General features: G+C 40.0%; 18 protein-coding genes and 1 pseudogene. 12 read left to right on the top strand and 7 right to left on the bottom strand.

What is annotated here, in order from left to right; translation table 11 throughout:
- Positions 1-119: 119 nt before the first annotated feature.
- The gene (gor, locus tag UYK_RS0111785) at positions 120-1,499 is read left to right on the top strand and encodes a glutathione-disulfide reductase (RefSeq protein ID WP_009460216.1); all 1,380 of its coding nucleotides are present in this window, start codon (positions 120-122) and stop codon (positions 1,497-1,499) included.
- Positions 1,500-1,666: 167 nt separating this feature from the next.
- Here gor and UYK_RS0111790 read toward each other — a convergent pair whose 3' ends face one another.
- From UYK_RS0111790 to UYK_RS0111800, 3 genes are all read right to left on the bottom strand, one after another.
- Positions 1,667-2,731, bottom strand: coding sequence for an endonuclease/exonuclease/phosphatase (locus UYK_RS0111790; RefSeq protein WP_009460217.1), 1,065 nt, complete (start codon positions 2,729-2,731; stop codon positions 1,667-1,669).
- 8 nt (positions 2,732-2,739) lie between these two features.
- On the bottom strand, positions 2,740-3,129 hold the full coding sequence (locus UYK_RS0111795) for a 6-pyruvoyl trahydropterin synthase family protein (RefSeq protein WP_009460218.1): 390 nt from the start codon (positions 3,127-3,129) through the stop codon (positions 2,740-2,742).
- Positions 3,130-3,353: 224 nt separating this feature from the next.
- Positions 3,354-4,082, bottom strand: a complete 729-nt coding sequence (locus UYK_RS0111800) for an AIM24 family protein (protein ID WP_009460219.1) — start codon at positions 4,080-4,082, stop codon at positions 3,354-3,356.
- Positions 4,083-4,604: 522 nt separating this feature from the next.
- On the opposite strand from UYK_RS0111800, the gene UYK_RS0111805 reads away from it, so the two are divergent.
- On the top strand, positions 4,605-5,126 hold the full coding sequence (locus UYK_RS0111805) for a hypothetical protein (RefSeq protein WP_009460220.1): 522 nt from the start codon (positions 4,605-4,607) through the stop codon (positions 5,124-5,126).
- Here the strand turns inward: UYK_RS0111805 and UYK_RS27555 are convergent.
- Positions 5,113-5,238 (bottom strand): hypothetical protein, encoded by a 126-nt coding sequence (locus tag UYK_RS27555; RefSeq protein ID WP_257998858.1) that lies wholly within the window; start codon positions 5,236-5,238, stop codon positions 5,113-5,115. The genes UYK_RS0111805 and UYK_RS27555 overlap by 14 nt on opposite strands.
- On the opposite strand from UYK_RS27555, the gene UYK_RS0111810 reads away from it, so the two are divergent.
- The 4 genes from UYK_RS0111810 (at position 5,237) to UYK_RS0111825 (ending at position 9,695) form a co-directional block, all read left to right on the top strand.
- The gene (locus tag UYK_RS0111810; RefSeq protein WP_009460228.1) at positions 5,237-6,088 is read left to right on the top strand and encodes an FAD-binding domain-containing protein; all 852 of its coding nucleotides are present in this window, start codon (positions 5,237-5,239) and stop codon (positions 6,086-6,088) included. The two genes, UYK_RS27555 and UYK_RS0111810, sit on opposite strands and share 2 nt — an antisense overlap.
- Positions 6,089-6,228: 140 nt before the next feature.
- Complete coding sequence (locus UYK_RS0111815; RefSeq protein ID WP_009460230.1) at positions 6,229-7,470, top strand: FAD/NAD(P)-binding protein; 1,242 nt, start codon at positions 6,229-6,231, stop codon at positions 7,468-7,470.
- Positions 7,471-7,559: 89 nt separating this feature from the next.
- On the top strand, positions 7,560-8,600 hold the full coding sequence (gene hemB / locus UYK_RS0111820) for a porphobilinogen synthase (RefSeq protein ID WP_016871459.1): 1,041 nt from the start codon (positions 7,560-7,562) through the stop codon (positions 8,598-8,600).
- Between the two features lie 66 nt (positions 8,601-8,666).
- Positions 8,667-9,695, top strand: a complete 1,029-nt coding sequence (locus UYK_RS0111825) for a CobW family GTP-binding protein (RefSeq protein WP_009460234.1) — start codon at positions 8,667-8,669, stop codon at positions 9,693-9,695.
- A 278-nt stretch (positions 9,696-9,973) separates the two neighbouring features.
- Here UYK_RS0111825 and UYK_RS0111830 read toward each other — a convergent pair whose 3' ends face one another.
- Complete coding sequence (locus tag UYK_RS0111830) at positions 9,974-10,216, bottom strand: hypothetical protein (RefSeq protein WP_009460236.1); 243 nt, start codon at positions 10,214-10,216, stop codon at positions 9,974-9,976.
- Positions 10,217-10,750: 534 nt separating this feature from the next.
- A pseudogene (locus tag UYK_RS0111835) lies at positions 10,751-11,044 on the bottom strand (hypothetical protein); the annotation flags it as partial.
- A gap of 224 nt (positions 11,045-11,268) precedes the next feature.
- On the opposite strand from UYK_RS0111835, the gene UYK_RS26095 reads away from it, so the two are divergent.
- Positions 11,269-11,421 carry a hypothetical protein gene (locus tag UYK_RS26095; protein WP_157221818.1) on the top strand — a complete coding sequence of 51 codons (153 nt, stop codon included), beginning with the start codon at positions 11,269-11,271 and terminating at the stop codon, positions 11,419-11,421.
- 64 nt (positions 11,422-11,485) lie between these two features.
- On the opposite strand, the gene aroF is transcribed toward UYK_RS26095, so the two are convergent.
- Entirely contained in the window at positions 11,486-12,361 is an 876-nt protein-coding gene (aroF, locus tag UYK_RS0111840) for a 3-deoxy-7-phosphoheptulonate synthase (RefSeq protein ID WP_009460239.1), read from the bottom strand.
- Between the two features lie 940 nt (positions 12,362-13,301).
- Between aroF and UYK_RS0111845 the strand changes: the two genes are divergently transcribed.
- From UYK_RS0111845 to UYK_RS0111870, 5 genes are all read left to right on the top strand, one after another.
- Positions 13,302-13,793, top strand: coding sequence for a hypothetical protein (locus tag UYK_RS0111845; protein WP_009460240.1), 492 nt, complete (start codon positions 13,302-13,304; stop codon positions 13,791-13,793).
- Between the two features lie 548 nt (positions 13,794-14,341).
- Entirely contained in the window at positions 14,342-15,133 is a 792-nt protein-coding gene (locus tag UYK_RS0111855; RefSeq protein ID WP_009460241.1) for a pentapeptide repeat-containing protein, read from the top strand.
- A gap of 78 nt (positions 15,134-15,211) precedes the next feature.
- Complete coding sequence (locus UYK_RS0111860; protein ID WP_009460242.1) at positions 15,212-16,039, top strand: SDR family oxidoreductase; 828 nt, start codon at positions 15,212-15,214, stop codon at positions 16,037-16,039.
- A 21-nt stretch (positions 16,040-16,060) separates the two neighbouring features.
- Positions 16,061-16,972, top strand: a complete 912-nt coding sequence (locus tag UYK_RS0111865) for an alpha/beta fold hydrolase (RefSeq protein ID WP_009460244.1) — start codon at positions 16,061-16,063, stop codon at positions 16,970-16,972.
- A gap of 252 nt (positions 16,973-17,224) precedes the next feature.
- A complete protein-coding gene (locus UYK_RS0111870) occupies positions 17,225-18,289 on the top strand; it encodes a DUF6765 family protein (protein ID WP_009460246.1) in 1,065 nt (354 codons plus the stop codon).
- Positions 18,290-18,532 lie beyond the last annotated feature (243 nt).

Raw genomic sequence — 18,532 nt, forward strand, 5'->3', positions numbered from 1 at the left:
CAAATGCCACCGTTAATATTCAAAGCCGCGATACCACTTTACCTGGCTGAAAATTTTCAATTTTTCGTTGGTAAATTGGTATGAAATTTTATTTCTTTGCAAAAGACATCTAAAAATTTATGACCTACGATTACGACCTGTTTGTCATTGGTGCTGGTTCTGGGGGGTTAGCAGCTTCTAAACGTGCTGCTAGCTACGGAGCAAAAGTAGCGATCGCCGAAGAAAGTTTAGTTGGTGGTACTTGTGTCATTCGTGGCTGCATTCCCAAAAAATTGATGGTCTATGGCTCCCATTTTCCAGCATTATTCCATGATGCAGCAGGCTATGGCTGGAAGGTAGGCGAAGCAGAATTAGACTGGGAATATTTTATTACAGCTATAGATAAGGAAGTACGACGGCTTTCCCAACTACATATTGGTTTCTTGGAAAAAGCCGGGGTAGAACTTATTCCCAGTCGTGCTACTCTTTTAGACCCGCACACTATCGAAGTTGATGGACGCAAAGTCACTGCCGATAAAATTTTAATTGCTGTTGGTGGTCGTCCCGTCAAACCTGATTTACCGGGGATGGAATATGGCATCACCTCTAATGAAATGTTTCATCTCCCAGCAAAACCCAAGCATATAGCAATTATTGGTGCTGGTTACATCGGCACGGAGTTTGCTTGCATTATGCGCGGTTTGGGATGCGAAGTTACCCAAGTTATCCGTAAAGAACTTATCCTCAATGGTTTTGATGAAGATATCCGCACTAATATTCAAGAGGGGATGACCAACCACGGCATTAAAATCATCCAGAATCATGTAGTCGAAGCAGTGGAGAAAGTGCCGGAAGGTCTTAAAATCAAGTTATCTGGAGAAAACAAAGAACCAATTATTGCCGATGTGTTTTTAGTAGCAACAGGTCGCGCCCCCAATATCGAAGGGCTGGGTTTAGAAAAGGCTGGAGTTGAAACCTGTTGTGGTTCCATTGAAGGCCCTGGATATAGCACAATGGATGCGATCGCTGTGAACGAATACAGCCAGACTTCCCAAGCAAACATTTTTGCAGTAGGTGATGTTACTGACCGGATGAATTTAACCCCAGTCGCTATTGGTGAAGGGCGGGCGTTTGCAGATAGTGAATTTGGTAATAACCGCCGTGTATTTAGTCACGAAAATGTCCCGACTGCTATTTTTTCTACACCGGAAGCAGCCACAGTTGGTCTCACAGAAGCCCAAGCCCGGGAAAAGCTGGGAGACGATGGGGTGAAAATCTACCGAACTCGTTTCCGTCCTTTGTTCCACAGTTTGACGGGCGCCCAAGAAAGAACCATGATGAAATTGGTAGTAGATGCCAGTACTGACAAAGTATTAGGCGCTCATATGGTAGGAGAAAATGCAGGTGAGATCATTCAAGGTGTAGCGATCGCTATTAATATGGGCGCAACGAAAAAAGATTTTGATGCCACCGTTGGTATCCATCCCACAGCAGCAGAAGAATTTGTCACAATGCGGTAGTTGTTGGTTGTTGGCTGCAACTACTAATACCGTTAAGGCGCTGGTAATAGGTCATTGGTTTTTCTCATTACCTATTACCCATTACCCTTACAGGTTCGCGCTTACGCTCATAATTACTATCCCTCTGAAAGAATATTTTTTCTAAAATTTATGCAATCTTGATGATGTTAAACTATGGTAAACACAGAACTTGTAACTGTGTTAACTTGCACTCCAATCAAACTAGCCAACAGATCACCTGTACTCGTGACACTGATCAGCGTATTATTGGCATCTGCGCCAGTACCTTGGGTAATTGTCAGGTCTGCAAAGCGTAAACCACTTAACTCAATGCGGTCTTGTCTGAATGCAAAGTTTTCAATCAGATCAAATCCTTCGCCAGCAGCAAGCACAAAGGTATCACGACCACTGCCACTAAATACTGTATCGAAGCCTGAACCAGAATCAATTTTATTATTGCCGGCTTCGGCGTAAATTACGTCATCACCATTGCCACCATAAATTTGATCGTTGCCTTGACCAGCATAAATCCTGTCGTTACCAGCTTCGCCATAAAGCTTGTCGTTGCCTGCATCGCCTTCGAGAATATCATTGCCACCTAAGCCACTGATGGTATCATTTTTTTCAAAACCTTGAATGCGATCGCTGGCGGATGTGCCGCCAGGACGGTCTACAAAGTCAACTCGGTTGGGATTAAATAGGAAACCGACGCGAATATTACCGCCTGGTTCACCGCCATCTTGGTCATCCACCGGATTTATTTGACGATACTCGTAAGTCGGGCCACCAGCAGCTGCGATCGCATCAATTAAAGTTTGATAGGTCAGATTCCCATCAACAACAGAGTCATTTGTGGCCCCGTTGTTGTCTTGCACTTCTTCTAAACTGATGATGTCTGGTGACTTGAGATTGTTAACAATTGCATTTGCCAAGCTAGTAAACTTGCCACTACCATCACCAGGGTCAAGGTTTTCAACATTGAAGGTGGCAACAGTCAGTTTATCCTCCCCAGTAGCATCGTTTGCTATTACCGTTGTGGGGATTGTCCGTCCGCCATTGCCGAGAATTGTTGCTGTCGGTAAGGAATTGCCGTTTGATAGTACAGTGATACTGGGATTACCACCAATTTGGGTAATCGAGAGAAGGCTTAATTTTTCAGCGAGTTTTCTTTGTGTCTTGGTGTCTTGGTGGTGAAGAAAGTTGATTTTTGAACCACTAAGGCACAAAGACACTAAGATATCTAATCATCCTCATACTCTGCCCAACTATTTGGTGTTTCCGACACGGCTACTTTCAGTTGCACATCTGCTGGGACTCGTTTTTTGGTTTCGTCATAAATATATTTAGCAATCATCTCAGCAGTTGTTTCGTACTCAGGCGGTAAGACTTCGTTAAGGATACAGTGGTCAAGTCCGCCTTTGGATACGTCTTGTTTGGCCCAGCGCAAGGTTCTAAAATCAGCTACCATGACTGGGTGTGGACAATATTGGGAAGAATGTAGTTTGGATGAAGTTACTTCGATTCGCACCGTGTAATTATGTCCATGCATCCGACCGCAAGGGCCATCATAATCTTTAATGTAATGGGCGCTGTTAAAGGAGAATTCAGTTACTAGTTTCCATTTGGGCATTTAATATTGCCTCGCAGCCAATTCCGACACATTTTTGATCGTAACTGTGCTTTCTAGTTGATGGTTATGGATGACTCTAAAATAGTTCGCAAATGAAAGACATCTGTCGCCTCGCGATCGCTAAGGTAGTGTTTTTTTACGCTAAGGGACGTAGAGTTTGGCTACAGGAATTTTGCTATTTTTCAGTAGTGCATGTCGAAATTACTTAGACCTATGGAATTGACTTAATCTAGACGGAGACCATCATTTTCAGTCACCAATAATTTACCCTCACCGCTATACATCCAGACAAAACCCTCTCCACCACCTTTGCCAAAATGACCTAGTTTGCGATAATCTTCTTCGATACCGTTTGTGTATCCTTTCACCATGTCATAGTCAGCAATCAAAATTTCTCCTTTGCTGAGTTCTATTACTCTTGCAGGTGTTGTAGTGCCTGCTACCACACGAGAAATTTGTCCTGGTAAAGCTTTGATCACCAGTCTCCATTTTCCATCATTAGAGCCTGCAATTTGTCGGAACTTTAATCTTTTTGCTCCGATAACTACATTATCAGAACAAAACTTAAAGACGCCATCATCAAATTCCCATTGCTCCCGCTCTGATAGATCGATATAGTTGTAATGCAAAAAATCACCTTTTTGTCTAGGCTCAAGATAAACCATACCAGTACCTTGATACACAGGTGCGTTGTAGTCAATCTCCGTTCGCAAGGCTACCCACATATCTTTCAAACGGTTATCGGTTTTGTAAATACCATAATTTAATTTACCGATGCATCTGTGTAATGATCCTTTTTGAATGATGACTCCAGAGTTTTCAAGTCTAATTTCTACTTGCTGAGCAAATGGAATATCTTTTGTGGGATGGTAATATTTGTTGGTTTCTTTATTAATGTTGTTCTGTAAATACCATAAATCTGTTGGTTCTAGGATCTTAACTTGATATTGCATAATTAACATTTCCAATCATCATTAAATTAGGTGTATTAAGTTTTTCTGTATTTGTCAATACTTTTAATATTTTATTAATAGGCAATAGACAAAAACGAATAAGTCTATTACATATGTACTAATTTTTTTGCAAAATTAAATAGGAAATTTTATATCACTAAATAGAAAATTTTTCTAGTTAATTACACAAACCATTAAAAATAGAGGATAAATATAGCAATTTTCGACGAGCGTAAAGCACAAACCTCACTCCGCCCTATCGGGTTCCCCTCTCCTTGCTAGAGGGGGTGAGGTCTATTCAACTCAGTAGATACATCCAAGTCTGTCCATAGAAAGGGACGTAGTATTACCTGGGTGAGAAGAGATTATTAGCGAGAATTAATAATGTAAAGAAGATATATCAAAATCAATATTGTTCAAACAGCATTTTTTCAAAAAAATAAATATTTGCTGACTTCAACACTATTTACTCTTAAATTCTGACAAATTCACATCTAAGCAATAAAAAAAGAGTTTTTGATTATGGCTGAACGTGAAGATAAAAACAATTATAGAAATCCAAGCCAAGACGTATTTAAGGGTCTTTGGGAAGCAAAAGTAGTAATTGCCATAGCATTTATAGCTGTGTTTGTCAGACTTTCTCACACAAATGAACAACCTACCACAGTTCCAACTGCCCAAGTGATCACCACATCGGAAGTAGCTAACTACCCTGATGAATTAATTGGCAAAACTGTAGCAGTCAGAAGCAGACCATTGCAAAGAGTTGGTTTAAGTTCTTTTACAGTCAGCGATCGCAGATTTTTTGGTGGTGAACCCATTTTAGTTGTGAATGCTTCTGGCAGACCTTTCGATTTACCTAGCGATCGCGAAAATATCATTCAAGTTACAGGTGAAGTTCGTAACTTAGCAATTGCACAAATCGAGCGTCAATATAATCTGAGTCTACAAGACCAATATTATAGAGATTACATCAACAAGCCTGTAATTATTGCTAGAGATATCAGACTAGCACCAGATTCGACAGCAATTACCTTGAGATAAGCGCAATCTTGCCAAACACTGTGCGTTTGTGTAAAAACTTTAGCAAAAGCGATCGCCTTCCTTGAGGGCGATCGCTTTTATAATAATTGTCTAACTCCTGTTGTCGTGCCATGACTCAAGATATGCAACGCGAATTTGCTAACCGCGCTGAGTTGATAGCTTACCTGCGCGAACAATTTCCTCAAGCCGCAGGACGCGATGATCATATCAGTCAAACAATTGGTGGACGTCAAGCTGCTGAAAAATTACTACAAAAAGTAGAACCAGCGAAATACGCAAAAACACGTAATTATTTTACGGGTGCAGTCACACGACTTTCTCCCTATATTCGTTATGGCGTTCTCAGTTTACGCGAAATACGAAATTATGTACTTGATCGTGTGCAAAATCAAGATGAGGTCACTAAACTAATAAACGAATTAGGTTGGCGCGACTATTGGCAACGGTTGTATGTCAAGCTGGGAAATAAAATTTGGCAAGACCAAGAAGAATATAAAACAGGCTATAACCAGAGTGAATACGCGCCGGAATTACCAGAGGATATTAAACAAGCTACAACAGGCAGAGTATGTATCGATAGTTTCAGCCAAGAACTACGAGAAACGGGTTATCTTCATAACCACGCCCGGATGTGGATGGCAGCTTATATTATTCATTGGCGGCGTATCCAGTGGCAAGCTGGAGCTAAATGGTTTCTCGAACATCTTTTAGATGGCGACCCGGCTAGTAATAATATGTCATGGCAATGGGTAGCCAGCACCTTCAGCCATAAACCGTATTACTTCAATCGCGAAAACTTGGAACGCTATACAGAAGGTGTTTATTGTCGCCAATGTCCTCTCTATGGTCATTGTGACTTTGAAGGTAGCTATGAAGAGTTAGAAGCACGGCTATTTCCCAAAGGGGAATTTAGCAAAAAACCCAATAGTCAAAGTTGGCAAAAAGGGAAGAAGCGACGGTAAGAAAAGTTGGCGCTTCCATCTTCTTAAGTGGACTTAAGTTATTAGTCAAGAAATAGATTTCTTGGCGGGCTAGGGCGCGCTTTACAATTTTGCTAAATATATGGCTATGATAATAATTATTATTATCATAGCTGACACAGATGGAAGAGACTCCACCGTGCTTACCCGCTAAAACTGACCTGGCAATTATCGGTGCTGGTCCCCACGCTTTAACTTTGGTAACTCACTTGCTGCAAAAACGGCAAACTATGTGGGGAAAATTTCTGGTGTTTGACAAGAGTGGAAGGTGGATGAGTCGCTGGCAAAATCAATTTGCTGCTTTAGAAATTCCGCATTTGCGTTCCCCTGCTGTACATCATCCTGATCCCAATCCTTTTGCTTTACGGAAATTTGCCGAATCTCGTCCTCATGAGTTTTTTCCTCCTTATGACTTGCCAGGGACTCGGCTATTTGACGATTTTTGTCAGGATGTAATTCGCCGCTATTCGTTACAGCAGCAAGTTATTCCTCTTGGTGTGACACGTATTGAACCTTTACCTCATCTGTTTCGCCCTCGCCTGCGTCTATGGTTGCAAGATGGAAAATCAATCATTGCGCGACGGGTAGTACTCGCAACGGGTAGTAGTAAATTACAATTACCTAATTGGGTAAACCAGATAACTTCAGGGTATCCTGAACACAAGCTTTGTCACTCAAGTTCAGTGGATTTACGTAGATTGTGCCTTACAGGCGAAAGAGTATTAATTGTGGGTGGCGGGCTAACGAGTGGACATTTGGCAGTAGGTGCTATTTCTCGTGGTGCAAAAGTCGACTTGATGATCAGGCGACACCTGCAAGAAAAGTTATTCGATGCTGAACCCGGTTGGTTAGGGCCAAAGTATTTGAAGGGATTTTTTGCAGAACAAGATTACCAAAAGCGCTTTGCCACAATTTTGCAAGCGCGTAACGGTGGTTCTATGACACCAGCAATGGGAATGCAGCTACGACGAGAAGTACGTAGCGGTAATCTTAGGATTAACGAAAACTGTCAAGTGGTGATGGCACAGTGGATGGGTGAGAAATGGCGAGTGCAATGTAGTGATGGTAGTCAGCATGAATACAGTCGAATTTGGCTTTCCACTGGCACTAAATTTGATGTGACATCTGAGGCGTTGTTACAAGAAGTATTAGAAGTGTACCCAATTAAGATAGTCAATGGTTTGCCAGTTCTGGATGAATATTTGCGCGTTCCTGGTTGTGAATTATTTCTAATGGGTGGGTTAGCAGCTTTACAAGTAGGGCCAACAGCACGAAATTTATCTGGTGCAAGAATGGCAAGTGAAAAGATTGTTCCAGCAATTGTGAAGCCGAGTATGGCGCTTTCACAGCTTAGAAGTGCTTAAGATTACCAATTACACAATATAATCCTTGCCATTTTATGAGCGCTTGAGTGGTCTAGAAGTACTGAAACATTTCATCTCAAATAAAAATCATGACTTCAGAAAATCTTACTAGCAATAACGCTAATCAGGTTTCTACGAACTTAATTCTTCGTCCCCGCCGCCTACGTCGCACTGCAACCCTACGACGTATGGTTAGGGAAACTACCCTAACTGTAGATGACTTAATTTACCCCATGTTTGTCATGGAAGGAGAGGAACAGAAAGTTGAAATTGCTTCTATGTCTGGGTGTTATCGATACACTTTGGACTTATTACTCAAAGAAATAGAACAAGTGTATCAGTTGGGGATTGGTGCGATCGCGTTGTTCCCAGTTATTCCAGAAGCTAAGAAAGACGATACTGCTAGCGAAAGCTACAACCCAGATGGATTGGTACAACTAACTGTAAAGGCAATCAAACAAGCTGTGCCAGAAATACTAGTAATTACCGATATTGCCCTTGATCCTTTTACTACTCACGGTCACGATGGCATTGTTGATGAGAAAGGCGTGATTCTCAACGACCCCACCGTTGAAGTTTTGGTGAAAATGGCACTTTCTCAAGCCGCCGCTGGGGCGGATATGGTTGCACCTTCTGACATGATGGATGGTAGAGTTGGAGCAATTCGTCAGGCACTAGATGCGGAAGGATACGTAGATGTAAGAATTTTGGCATACTCTGCAAAATACGCCTCTGCATACTATGGTCCATTTCGCGATGCTTTGGATTCTGCACCGAGATTTGGGGATAAGAATACTTATCAAATGGATGCAGCGAATGCCAGAGAAGCGATTAAGGAAGTTGCTTTGGACATCGCAGAAGGTGCAGATATCGTCATGGTTAAACCTGCTCTAGCATATTTAGATATTATTCGTCAAGTAAAAAATTATACACATTTACCAGTAGCTGCATATAATGTCAGTGGTGAGTATGCCATGATTAAAGCTGCTGCTCAAAACGGCTGGATAGATGAGAAGCGAGTCATTTTAGAAACATTGACCAGTATGAAACGAGCAGGTGCTGACTTGATTTTGACTTACTTTGCCAAGGAAGTAGCACTGATGTTGATGCAAGTAGTTGGACAAAATTAGGTAATAGGGAACAGGAAATAGGGATTTCTCAGTTCAGATAAACATTACGAAAATATAGGACGAACTATGACTCAACTTACTGCACCAAATGCAAACACAATTGCTGATATTCCTAAGCGAGGAATGCCTGTTACAATAATTACAGGATTTTTAGGTAGTGGTAAAACCACTCTGCTGAATCAAATTCTGAAAAACAAACAAGATTTAAAAGTTGCCGTTCTGGTCAATGAATTTGGTGACATTAATATTGATAGTCAGTTGCTAGTTTCAATAGACGAAGATATGCTGGAACTGAGCAATGGCTGTATTTGTTGTACGATCAATGATGGATTAGTTGATGCTGTTTATCGGGTTTTGGAAAGAGAAGAACGCATTGATTATCTTGTAATTGAAACCACTGGTGTTGCTGACCCTCTACCGATTATTTTAACTTTTCTGGGTACAGAGCTTCGAGACCTCACTCACCTAGATTCTATCCTCACATTGGTAGATTCTGAGGCATTTAACCATGAACATTTTCTTAGTGAAGCAGCTTTAAAACAGATTACCTATGGAGATATTGTTCTTTTGAATAAAACTGATTTGGTTACACAACAAAAGCTAGAGGAATTAGAAGCTTATATCCGGGAAGTGAAAGCTGGTGCAAAAATTTTGCACACCACCTATGGGCAAGTGCCGTTACCATTAATTTTGGGTGTAGATTTAACTCCCAAAGATGAATATTCATCTCTTATTGAGGAGAAACATGAGCATCATCATGATCACAATCATGAACATCACCATCATCATAGACACCACTCCCATCATTTAGAAAATGATGGATTTATTTCGATTTCTTTCCAAAGTGATAGACCTTTTGATGTTCATAAATTTGAGAAATTTTTAAATGAAGAAATTCCTCAAGATATCTTTAGAGCCAAAGGTATTCTTTGGTTTAGTGATAGTAATTTACGACATATATTTCAACTTAGCGGCCCTCGTTATAGCTTAAATGGTGATGAATGGCTGACTTCACCTAAAAATCAGCTAGTTTTCATTGGTAGAAATTTGGATGTAAATGAGATTACTTCTCTGCTTAACCAATGTTTGGCATGATAACAATGTGTCAATTGGTAATTAACTGAGTTTTTATAACTTTTGCAAAAGTCGAATTATCCCCCTAACTTCTCCAGTTTTGGGGGAAGAAATCTTTAAATAAAATAGAGGCGTTGCTGAATCAAGATATGAATTTACAATTCACGGGTATGACCAGACGTAGTAGAGACGTAGCATTGCTACGTCTCTACAAAAATGTATGCACACATAATTCATGACCAAATTCAGCAACGCCAAAATAGATGTGTTTTGGAGTAAATTTAGTTGGCTTTGAAATATCAATATAAGGGTTCTACGCGGACAGCTTTTATGATTGCATCCGCATCTGTAGTATTCTGATCTAATTTCGGAACAACAGATACCTTTATGACTTGACAGTCTATTGCCCCTTCTATACCTACATGTCTATAAATATAATCTCCTACTCTTGGCACAACTCCAAATCTAGCCCTATACTGACTAATGGAATTAGCTGTTGTTTCATCTGTGTCATCGTAGATAAAAACTGCTAAGTCAAACATTTTACTCATTCCTTCGCACTAAAATTTTTGCCACAGTCGTTAACACCGATATCTTTGTTTGTCTGTGTACTTGCCAGTACCTTTGACATTGTTGCTATTGTGGCTACAACATGTCACTCCTACACACCCTGATTAAATCTGCATCACATCTACAGCAACATCTTCATTTTTCAATGCTTTCTGTGATTCTTGTTACTGTGCTGCTGGTTGTAGCTATAGCAATTTACATCTTGTTCGCTTTAATACTTAATAATGTTGGGTTGGCTGGCAATAGGTAATGGGTAATAGGAAAAGGCAATTACCAACTACGTCTACCATAATATTTTAAGTAATTAGCCGAACTTGATATTACCTGCAAGTATAGATGCCAATGGAGGTAATTTGATAAAGTATGACTTTTTACTTATTTTTATATCTTATAAATAAATCGATAAGCATTTTAGTCAAGATTGTTCCAGTCTGAAGTAATGGCTCAGATCTGTTGATTTAGTTTCAATATTATGCTGTGGCACGCTACTATAAAACTTTTGCGATGTTGTCTATGACTTTCTTCAAGGTGGGTTTTAGTGGAAACAGGCTCCAATTATTGGGTGGGAGGTGATTAAAAGAAACTTCTAAGCAACAATCATCATTTGGCGGTTTTTTATCCAGGAACTTGAAGGATTTTTCTTGTGGCTCCAAAACCCAATTCTGAGGAACATTGAAGCGAACAACACCTCGACCTGCGACAAAAATTTTGTAGCCCGGTGGAGATTCCCAGTGATGGTCAGGTTTTAGTTCAAGCGTTTCTTTAATCCACTGGAGATTGCTTTTCTTACGCTTTGTCATAGTGTTTATGTAAATCTGCTGAAGAGGTGCGATCGCTCAGATTGGTTTGTAGGCGATCGACCATTTTGTTAATGTTATCAAAGCTGTCACACAACGCTTTGATTGCAGCTTGACGTTTGGTAGGGGATTAAAGTTTTTCTATGCTGTATCTTTTTATATCCATTTTCAATGTTATATTTTTGCGATCGCCACAACTGATCACTACCTTTAGAAAATAGATCAAGTTGATTTTAGTAAGCAAAAAGCCTAATAGCCTTCTCAAAAATACCAAAGTGCGTTTTGAGCGATCGCAGTTATGTTTAGCTGATCAAGGCTACCGGAGTGAGCTATTCTATTGCCCAGAAGTCAAGTTCTGGGCGGAATTTCAAGCTTACTGACATTGGTGCAATATCTGAGATTCACTAAAATTTTTAGCTACCCAGGTAGCAATATTCCCCAATTCTAAGCCGCAGACAAACAAAGAGGGGTAGGTTCTAAACCTACCCCTACTTTTTCTAAAATACTGCGTCCAACTGCTGCTGCTACTGGCTTTAAACTATCAACTAAATCCACCATATCTTCTAAAGACAAGGCTTGACGGGCGTCGGAAACGGATTTTTCCGGTTCTGGGTGACATTCAATAATTAAACCATCTGCACCACAGGCAACAGCAGCCCTCGCAACGGGTGCTACTAACTCTCGCTTGCCAACTGCATGGGAAGGATCGACAATCACAGGTAAGTGGGTGATTTGCTTAAGTGCTGCTACAGCTCCTAAATCCAACACGTTGCGGGTATAGTTATCGAAACTACGGATACCCCGCTCACACAACACTACATCTGGGTTGCCGTGGCTTAAAATATATTCGGCTGCCATAACAAATTCTTCGATTGTCGCTGCTAAACCACGTTTGAGGAGGATAGGTTTACCAGCTTGTCCTAAAGCTTTGAGTAAATCGAAGTTTTGCATATTGCGACTACCTACTTGCAGCATATCAGCATGGGCAGCAACTACTTCGATTTGAGAGATTGTCATGACTTCAGTGACAACTGGCATATTGTAACGCGATCGCACTTCTGCCAGAATCTTTAATCCCTCCTCGCCCATTCCCTGAAAAGCATAGGGAGAGGTACGGGGTTTATAGACACCACCACGCAAAGCGTTTACAGATGCAGGAGATAGCTTTTGCGCAACAGTCTCCATTTGTTCGGTGTTTTCAACTGTGCAAGGCCCCCCAATAATTACTACTTCTTTACCACCAAAAGCAACTGTTTGAGAAATTTTCACAGTGGTTTGATGGTGAGGATGGGGTTTGGCGGCTAATTTGGCATTGATCATCTTCCGGTTCTCCTTAAAAATAGAGTAATGGTTATTAGTTAATGGTTGGTGGTTGATTGATTGGGCTATAAAGCTTTGACTCTGTCATTCTTCCAAACAACTAACAAAAAACAAAACCCGGAACCTTGTTTAAGTCCCGGGTGCTGGCGTTTCATCGACATGACACTTTACCCGGAACTTGTTCTGGGCCAAAAGTAAAAGTAAAACCAGCTACCGAAGTAAATCATGACGATGGCATTCTCCTTAAAAAACAAAAACCGCAGAATTTGCTCTGCGGTTCACCGGGCGGTTTCCATTAGGAAACTAGATTCACTCCCGGTGAACCACCCTAAACCAGTAATAATAGTAGGAACTGTTGATAAACATGTGCGGGGTGCTTTTTCTGAAAAACCTAATTATAGACCTATACTCAAGAACGATAACAGACGGTCTGAGTATCGTCAATACCCTTTCCGGAAATAGCAATAAGGATTAAGAAAATGAAAATATTGAGAGTGGTAATAGAAAAGTATAGAATATTTGTTATTTTATCTACGTAAAATCTAGAGAATCAAGCAGATAGCCCCACAATCTCAAAAAACGATAGACTCATTACAATGTTGGGGTCCAAAACTAGTTGTGTGCTTGCGTATATGCTAAGCAGTTTGTTGTTAGATATATCGCTCTTAGAAATTAAGAGACCTTTGTTAGTGTACTGACATAATTTAACAGCAAGTAGGGGCGTAGCATTTGGATGAAGATATTTAGTTTTGAACAAAAGATACCCATACAAATGCACGTGTCTCACAGTAGATAGTGGTTAGTAGTAAATAGGAACACAAAGCTTTTCCTGCATACGGTAGCTAGTAGAGCAAAATAACAAGCAACCAACAACTAACAACGTAACAACCAAACATTAACAATTTTGATTCATTCTCGGCTGAATTCTAGTGATTGTATTATGCCTAGCTCCAAATCCAACATTTTAGCCACATCATTTGACTATAAAGGAGTTTATCCCTGCCCAGTTTGTCATGTTGGCAAGATTAGTAATATGCCATTGATGGAGGCAATGTCTTGTGATTTTTGCCATCAGATTTTCACTGTTAATTTAGAACAACAACAATTAGTTCTACCTTCTAGACAACCTCCTTTAATTTGGCGTTGGAATGGCTTTAACTGGACAGAAGCTCATTTAGAAGGAGTAGAATTTGGTTGGAGTTATGTAGTAGCAGCAATTGCTTTTATATTTCTGCCTACTGCTTTAATTGGAACAGTAGCTTATATTTTTCCGCCACATCCATATGCTCCTCTATCTTGGATTCCATATCTTTGGACTATATTAACTTTTTTGTCACATTTAGCAATTATTGTTTGGCTTTTGATTGAGATTTATCAGATTCCAGTGAGAGCCTATTTGCGAGCTATGCGACAACGTTTAATTGGTCGCTAAATTACAGTGTTGTAATGTCTCAGCCACAGCAAAAGGTTTTTCTTGAGGTAGCTGGGTAAACACATACTCTTTGTATTGCGCTAGAAAGTGGTTATCAAAGCCTAGCGCCTGCTCACACAAACCGCGTAACAGCTGTCGCAAAAATTTCCTGTTTCACTAAGATTATTCAAGGATGGCAGCTACTAGTAAAAAATGAACAATAGGGTAAATTGTATAGTAAGGTACTGCACTTCACCCTTTAAATAAGTAACATTACTAAGAAAATTACCTATTGAGCATGTGACGCAGGTAAATCTGGCTTGATTTTTGGTAATACAGGCATTACAAAAAATTGATAATCAAGTTGACTAGCTAAAGCAATTGTTACAATTTCTTAGACAATCCTATCAGAGCACAGCAGTACGACATTGCTCTAACTGTCGCCAAAGCAACGGAAAAACTGCGAATTTTAGCTGAAATATTCCCAACAGCAGAAACACCAGACAAAGAATTTAGCTGATAGTTGGTTGCATCACTCATAATTAAGTTGATTATTACCAAAACGTCTTATGAGAGAGCTGGAGCGGTATTATCGGGTGTTAGACTTGGAGCCTGGAGCAAGCCTAGAGGAGGTGAACCAGGCTTACAAAGATTTGGCTTTTATTTGGCATCCCGATCGCATCCCCCTAGAAAACCAGCGTCTAAGAGAAAAGGCGCAAAAAAAGTTACAGGAAATTAACGAGGCTAGAGAAAAATTGCGCTCTCTTAAGACCAAGCATCAAATTCCCCATCATTCGCATCATTCTCATCACTCGTATAACTCGTATCAGCCTTATCAGCATCATTCGCCACCACCCCCACCAAAAAAGCCACAAACAAAAACTACCTATCAATCACCAAACCCTCAATCAGCAAACTCTCGTTCAGCAAATCATCAGTCACCTAATCCTCGCTCAACAAACTCTCAATCAGCAAACTATGAACCACCCAAGCCAAACCCAGACTTGAGTGGTAAAGATTTTAGCCACGCCAATTTAAGTAATAAAGACTTATCTGGCAGAAATTTGAGTTACGCCAACTTGAGTGGTGCAAATCTCACTGATGCTTTCATGCATAAAGTCGTCCTCAGGGGTGCGGATTTATCTGAAGCCAACTTGTTTAGAGCTAACTTACTTTTGGCAGATTTGCGAGAAGCTAATCTCCGGAATACTAACTTAATTGGTGCTGACTTAAGTGGTGCTGACTTGCGTGGTGCTGACTTGACAGGCGCACGTGTTCGTTCTGGCGATCGCTTACTCGTAAAACTGATTGGTGCTAACCTCAGTGGTGCTATCATGCCCGATGGCAATGTTCATGGCTGATAATAGTTGATGGTTGGTTGTTGGTAGTTGATTGGAATACCAACAAACAACTAACAACTAACACCCAATAAAAATTCCATGAATATAACAATCATTGGTTGTGGTTATGTAGGTTTGAGAGTTGCTCAATATTGGCAGCAAGAATGTAATTTTATTATCACTGCAACCACAACTACTCCCGAACGAGTTGCGGAACTAGAAACTATAGCCCAACGAGCTATAGTTTTACAGGGCAATGACTTTGATAAACTAAAATCAGTTTTAAAAAATCAAGATGTTGTACTTTTGAGTGTTGGTGCAAAAGGCCCTAATACTTATGAAGAAAGCTACTTACAAACTGCTCGTAATTTAGTTTCAGCTTTAAAGCAAACCCCCAGTGTTCAACAACTAATATATACCAGTAGTTGTTCTGTATATGGCGAACAAAATGGTGCATTAGTAGATGAAGAAACACAAGTTGCACCAAAAACTCCTGGTAGTGAAATCCTTTATGCTACTGAGCAAGAATTACTTGCAGGATCCAGCGATCACCTCCGTGTGTGTATTTTACGTTTGGGAGGAATCTATGGTCCTGGTCGAGAACTAGTGAAAATATACAGCCGAATTGCTGGTACAACTCGTCCTGGTAGTGGTGAAGAACCAGCAAATTGGATTCATGTTGATGATATTGTTGCTGCTGTAGAATTTGCCCGTCGTCATCGTTTGCAAGGGATTTATAATTTAGTTGATAACGATGAGCTAACAACAAGAGAAGTATCTGAGCGTGTATGTGAAATACACAATCTGCCCAAAGTTACTTGGGATTCCTCCTTAAGTAGCAAGCGTCCATACAATGCCAAGATATCAAATCAAAAAATAAAAGAAGCAGGATACGAATTCATTCATCCCCAAATGATTTTTAGTTGACAATCTCAGAAATCCTATCTCATGATGACTCAAAATCAAACAGCATCTCCCACCCAGTTTTACACTTGGCAAAAGTACCGTTGTGCTTACGCAGTTCATCAACCAATTAATGCTACACCTACTGGTATACCCCTGCTATTAATTCATCCCATTGGTGTAGGTTTATCGCGGCAATTTTGGCGACGCTTTTGTGATAAATGGTATGAACAACAACAGCAAAACTTAATTTATAACCCTGATTTACTCGGTTGTGGTGAAAGTGATCAGCCCCATATTGCTTACACCCCAAAAGATTGGGCAGAACAACTAACATACTTTTTAAAAACAATTGTACAAAAACCTGTGATTGTGATAGCCCAGGGTGCTTTATTCGCAGTTGCCATTGAATTAGTTAAAAAAGAACCAAATTTAGTTGCAGGGTTAGTATTAGCATCTCCTCCGGCTTGGCCTTTGATCACAAAAGAATTACCGAAATGGCAACCAAAATTAATTTGGAATCTGTTAGATTCGCCCTTAGGTAATATATTTTATCGCTACGCCCGGAGAGAAAAATTTTTGCGTGATTTTTCAACTAAACAACTTTTTGATGCAGCAGAAGATGTTGATTCAGAATGGTTAAATACTTTGCGTGCAGGCGCACAAAATACTGCTAGTCGCTATGCTGTTTTTTCATTTCTAGCCGGGTTTTGGTTACAGGACTATAGTCATGCGATCGCTAATATTAATAAACCCACATTAGTAGTTTTAGGTGAACATATATCGAGTATTGCCAAAGAAGGTAAAAAACTCGAATCAGATGCATGGTTATCTGATTACCTTACAGCTTTACCCCAAAGTCGTGGGATAAAAATTCCTGGTCGCAATGTTTTACCATACGAATCTACGGCTGAATTTGTCAAGGCAATATCACCGTTTATAAATGAATTTTCTTGAGACTACAAAACTATAAAAACACCTCGGAGCAAAAGAATCAGAGACTATATTATATAGTAAATATTAAGTGCGGGAGGCAAAAGCGACAAGTAATTTTATTTTTACTTTATCTTTATAAAGAAACTTTTAGAAGCTTAACTGAAATTTAAATTTAATCAAACAAGAATTAGTAGTTAATGGTTAGTAGTATTTAGTTTTTTGTTGGTTGTTTGGAACCAACAATCAGCAATTAACAATAAACAACTAACTGTTATGCAAATTGACTTTCATCATGGTGTCACCTACGTAGTCGCACGACTAGCCGGATTTGAACATAAAGCTGCTAGTATCATTGCATATTGCGCTCAATACGTAGATGATGCCACAAATGCTGGGATCATTCGCTTTGACAACGGCGCGTTGTTTAGCCGCATCAGTTCCGCCCACAAAATGCTTGACTATCGTAACTTTCAGGAACTAGCAAATCATCGCGTTTGGATTCCCTTCCATTTTCTACCCGGAAATGGTGGCAAAAAAGTAGGAGAATATCTGACGAGTAGCTTTATTGACAAGCTCATCTGTCGTCCTAATAGCTACGTAGCTCAAGATATGGTGAGTGAATGCATTCGTCGCCGTGATTCTACTTATGCACTACATCGCCTTGGAATCACTATGCATGTATATGCAGATACGTGGGCGCATCAGGGATTTGCTGGTGTAAATCATCGAGTTAATGAAGCTAAAAAGTTGGTTGATGAATATGGCAATCCTGATCGCAGTCTGATGGATCGTCTCAAAAATTACTGTGTCAGTGAAGCTTTACCTTTAGGACATGGAGCAGTTCTGAGTCACCCAGACAAACCCTACTTACGCTGGGGTTATACCAATGGAAGGGGTGAAAAAATTACTAGAGACAATCCAAAAGATTTTCTAGAGGCGGCTGAGTGTATGTGTAAAGCGATGCAGCGCTATATAATAGGCAATCCAGATGCAGATGTACCAGGATTACCCAAATCTGACCAAGATACAATAGCTTCCATGCTACAAAATATTACCGATAAAAAAGGTAGTGTTAGACACCAAAAATGGCTACAGGCGATCGCCGAAGGTAAATTTAGTTTTGGTAAAGAATATGTCACTTATATTCCCAAAGGCAAAAACTCTTGGAAATACATAGCCCTTGGTACAGAAGAATATGTAGATCGAGACAACGAAATATTTTCCTACCACACCACTTTTTTAGCTAGCGATTGGAAACTATTTCATGATGCCTTAAAGGCACATCATTTTTACATTATTCACGAATTATTACCTAGATACGATATCTGTGTTGCTTAATACTATTTTTATAGTGGTGTGATTCATAGCTACTAGACTTGGGCTATTAATCAACTCAAATCAAACTCACAAAACGCTATTAGTTTCTTTGTGTCTTTGCGTCTTAGTGCTTCAAAGATTATCTCGCTTTTGATGTGTCTTTTCTAAAAATCGAGCTTTCAATTTTTCATATCGTCATAATAGAGCAAAATTAAAAGCCTCCTTTTTGAGCGTAGGGAGGCTTTCGATCTAACTAAATAATAT

Source organism: Fischerella thermalis PCC 7521 (assembly GCF_000317225.1).
Lineage (GTDB): Bacteria > Cyanobacteriota > Cyanobacteriia > Cyanobacteriales > Nostocaceae > Fischerella > Fischerella thermalis.

Excerpts from the sequence above, each read along its gene's own strand:
- UYK_RS0111860 (WP_009460242.1), top strand. The coding sequence starts at position 15,212 with ATGAATATAACAATCATTGGTTGTGGTTATGTAGGTTTGAGAGTTGCT.
- UYK_RS0111830 (WP_009460236.1), bottom strand. The coding sequence starts at position 10,216 with ATGTTTGACTTAGCAGTTTTTATCTACGATGACACAGATGAAACAACA.
- UYK_RS0111865 (WP_009460244.1), top strand. The coding sequence starts at position 16,061 with ATGATGACTCAAAATCAAACAGCATCTCCCACCCAGTTTTACACTTGG.
- UYK_RS0111815 (WP_009460230.1), top strand. The coding sequence starts at position 6,229 with ATGGAAGAGACTCCACCGTGCTTACCCGCTAAAACTGACCTGGCAATT.
- UYK_RS0111825 (WP_009460234.1), top strand. The coding sequence starts at position 8,667 with ATGACTCAACTTACTGCACCAAATGCAAACACAATTGCTGATATTCCT.
- UYK_RS27555 (WP_257998858.1), bottom strand. The coding sequence starts at position 5,238 with ATGGCACGACAACAGGAGTTAGACAATTATTATAAAAGCGATCGCCCT.
- UYK_RS0111870 (WP_009460246.1), top strand. The coding sequence starts at position 17,225 with ATGCAAATTGACTTTCATCATGGTGTCACCTACGTAGTCGCACGACTA.
- UYK_RS0111800 (WP_009460219.1), bottom strand. The coding sequence starts at position 4,082 with ATGCAATATCAAGTTAAGATCCTAGAACCAACAGATTTATGGTATTTA.
- hemB (WP_016871459.1), top strand. The coding sequence starts at position 7,560 with ATGACTTCAGAAAATCTTACTAGCAATAACGCTAATCAGGTTTCTACG.
- aroF (WP_009460239.1), bottom strand. The coding sequence starts at position 12,361 with ATGATCAATGCCAAATTAGCCGCCAAACCCCATCCTCACCATCAAACC.
- UYK_RS0111855 (WP_009460241.1), top strand. The coding sequence starts at position 14,342 with ATGAGAGAGCTGGAGCGGTATTATCGGGTGTTAGACTTGGAGCCTGGA.
- UYK_RS0111805 (WP_009460220.1), top strand. The coding sequence starts at position 4,605 with ATGGCTGAACGTGAAGATAAAAACAATTATAGAAATCCAAGCCAAGAC.
- UYK_RS0111845 (WP_009460240.1), top strand. The coding sequence starts at position 13,302 with ATGCCTAGCTCCAAATCCAACATTTTAGCCACATCATTTGACTATAAA.
- gor (WP_009460216.1), top strand. The coding sequence starts at position 120 with ATGACCTACGATTACGACCTGTTTGTCATTGGTGCTGGTTCTGGGGGG.
- UYK_RS0111795 (WP_009460218.1), bottom strand. The coding sequence starts at position 3,129 with ATGCCCAAATGGAAACTAGTAACTGAATTCTCCTTTAACAGCGCCCAT.
- UYK_RS0111810 (WP_009460228.1), top strand. The coding sequence starts at position 5,237 with ATGACTCAAGATATGCAACGCGAATTTGCTAACCGCGCTGAGTTGATA.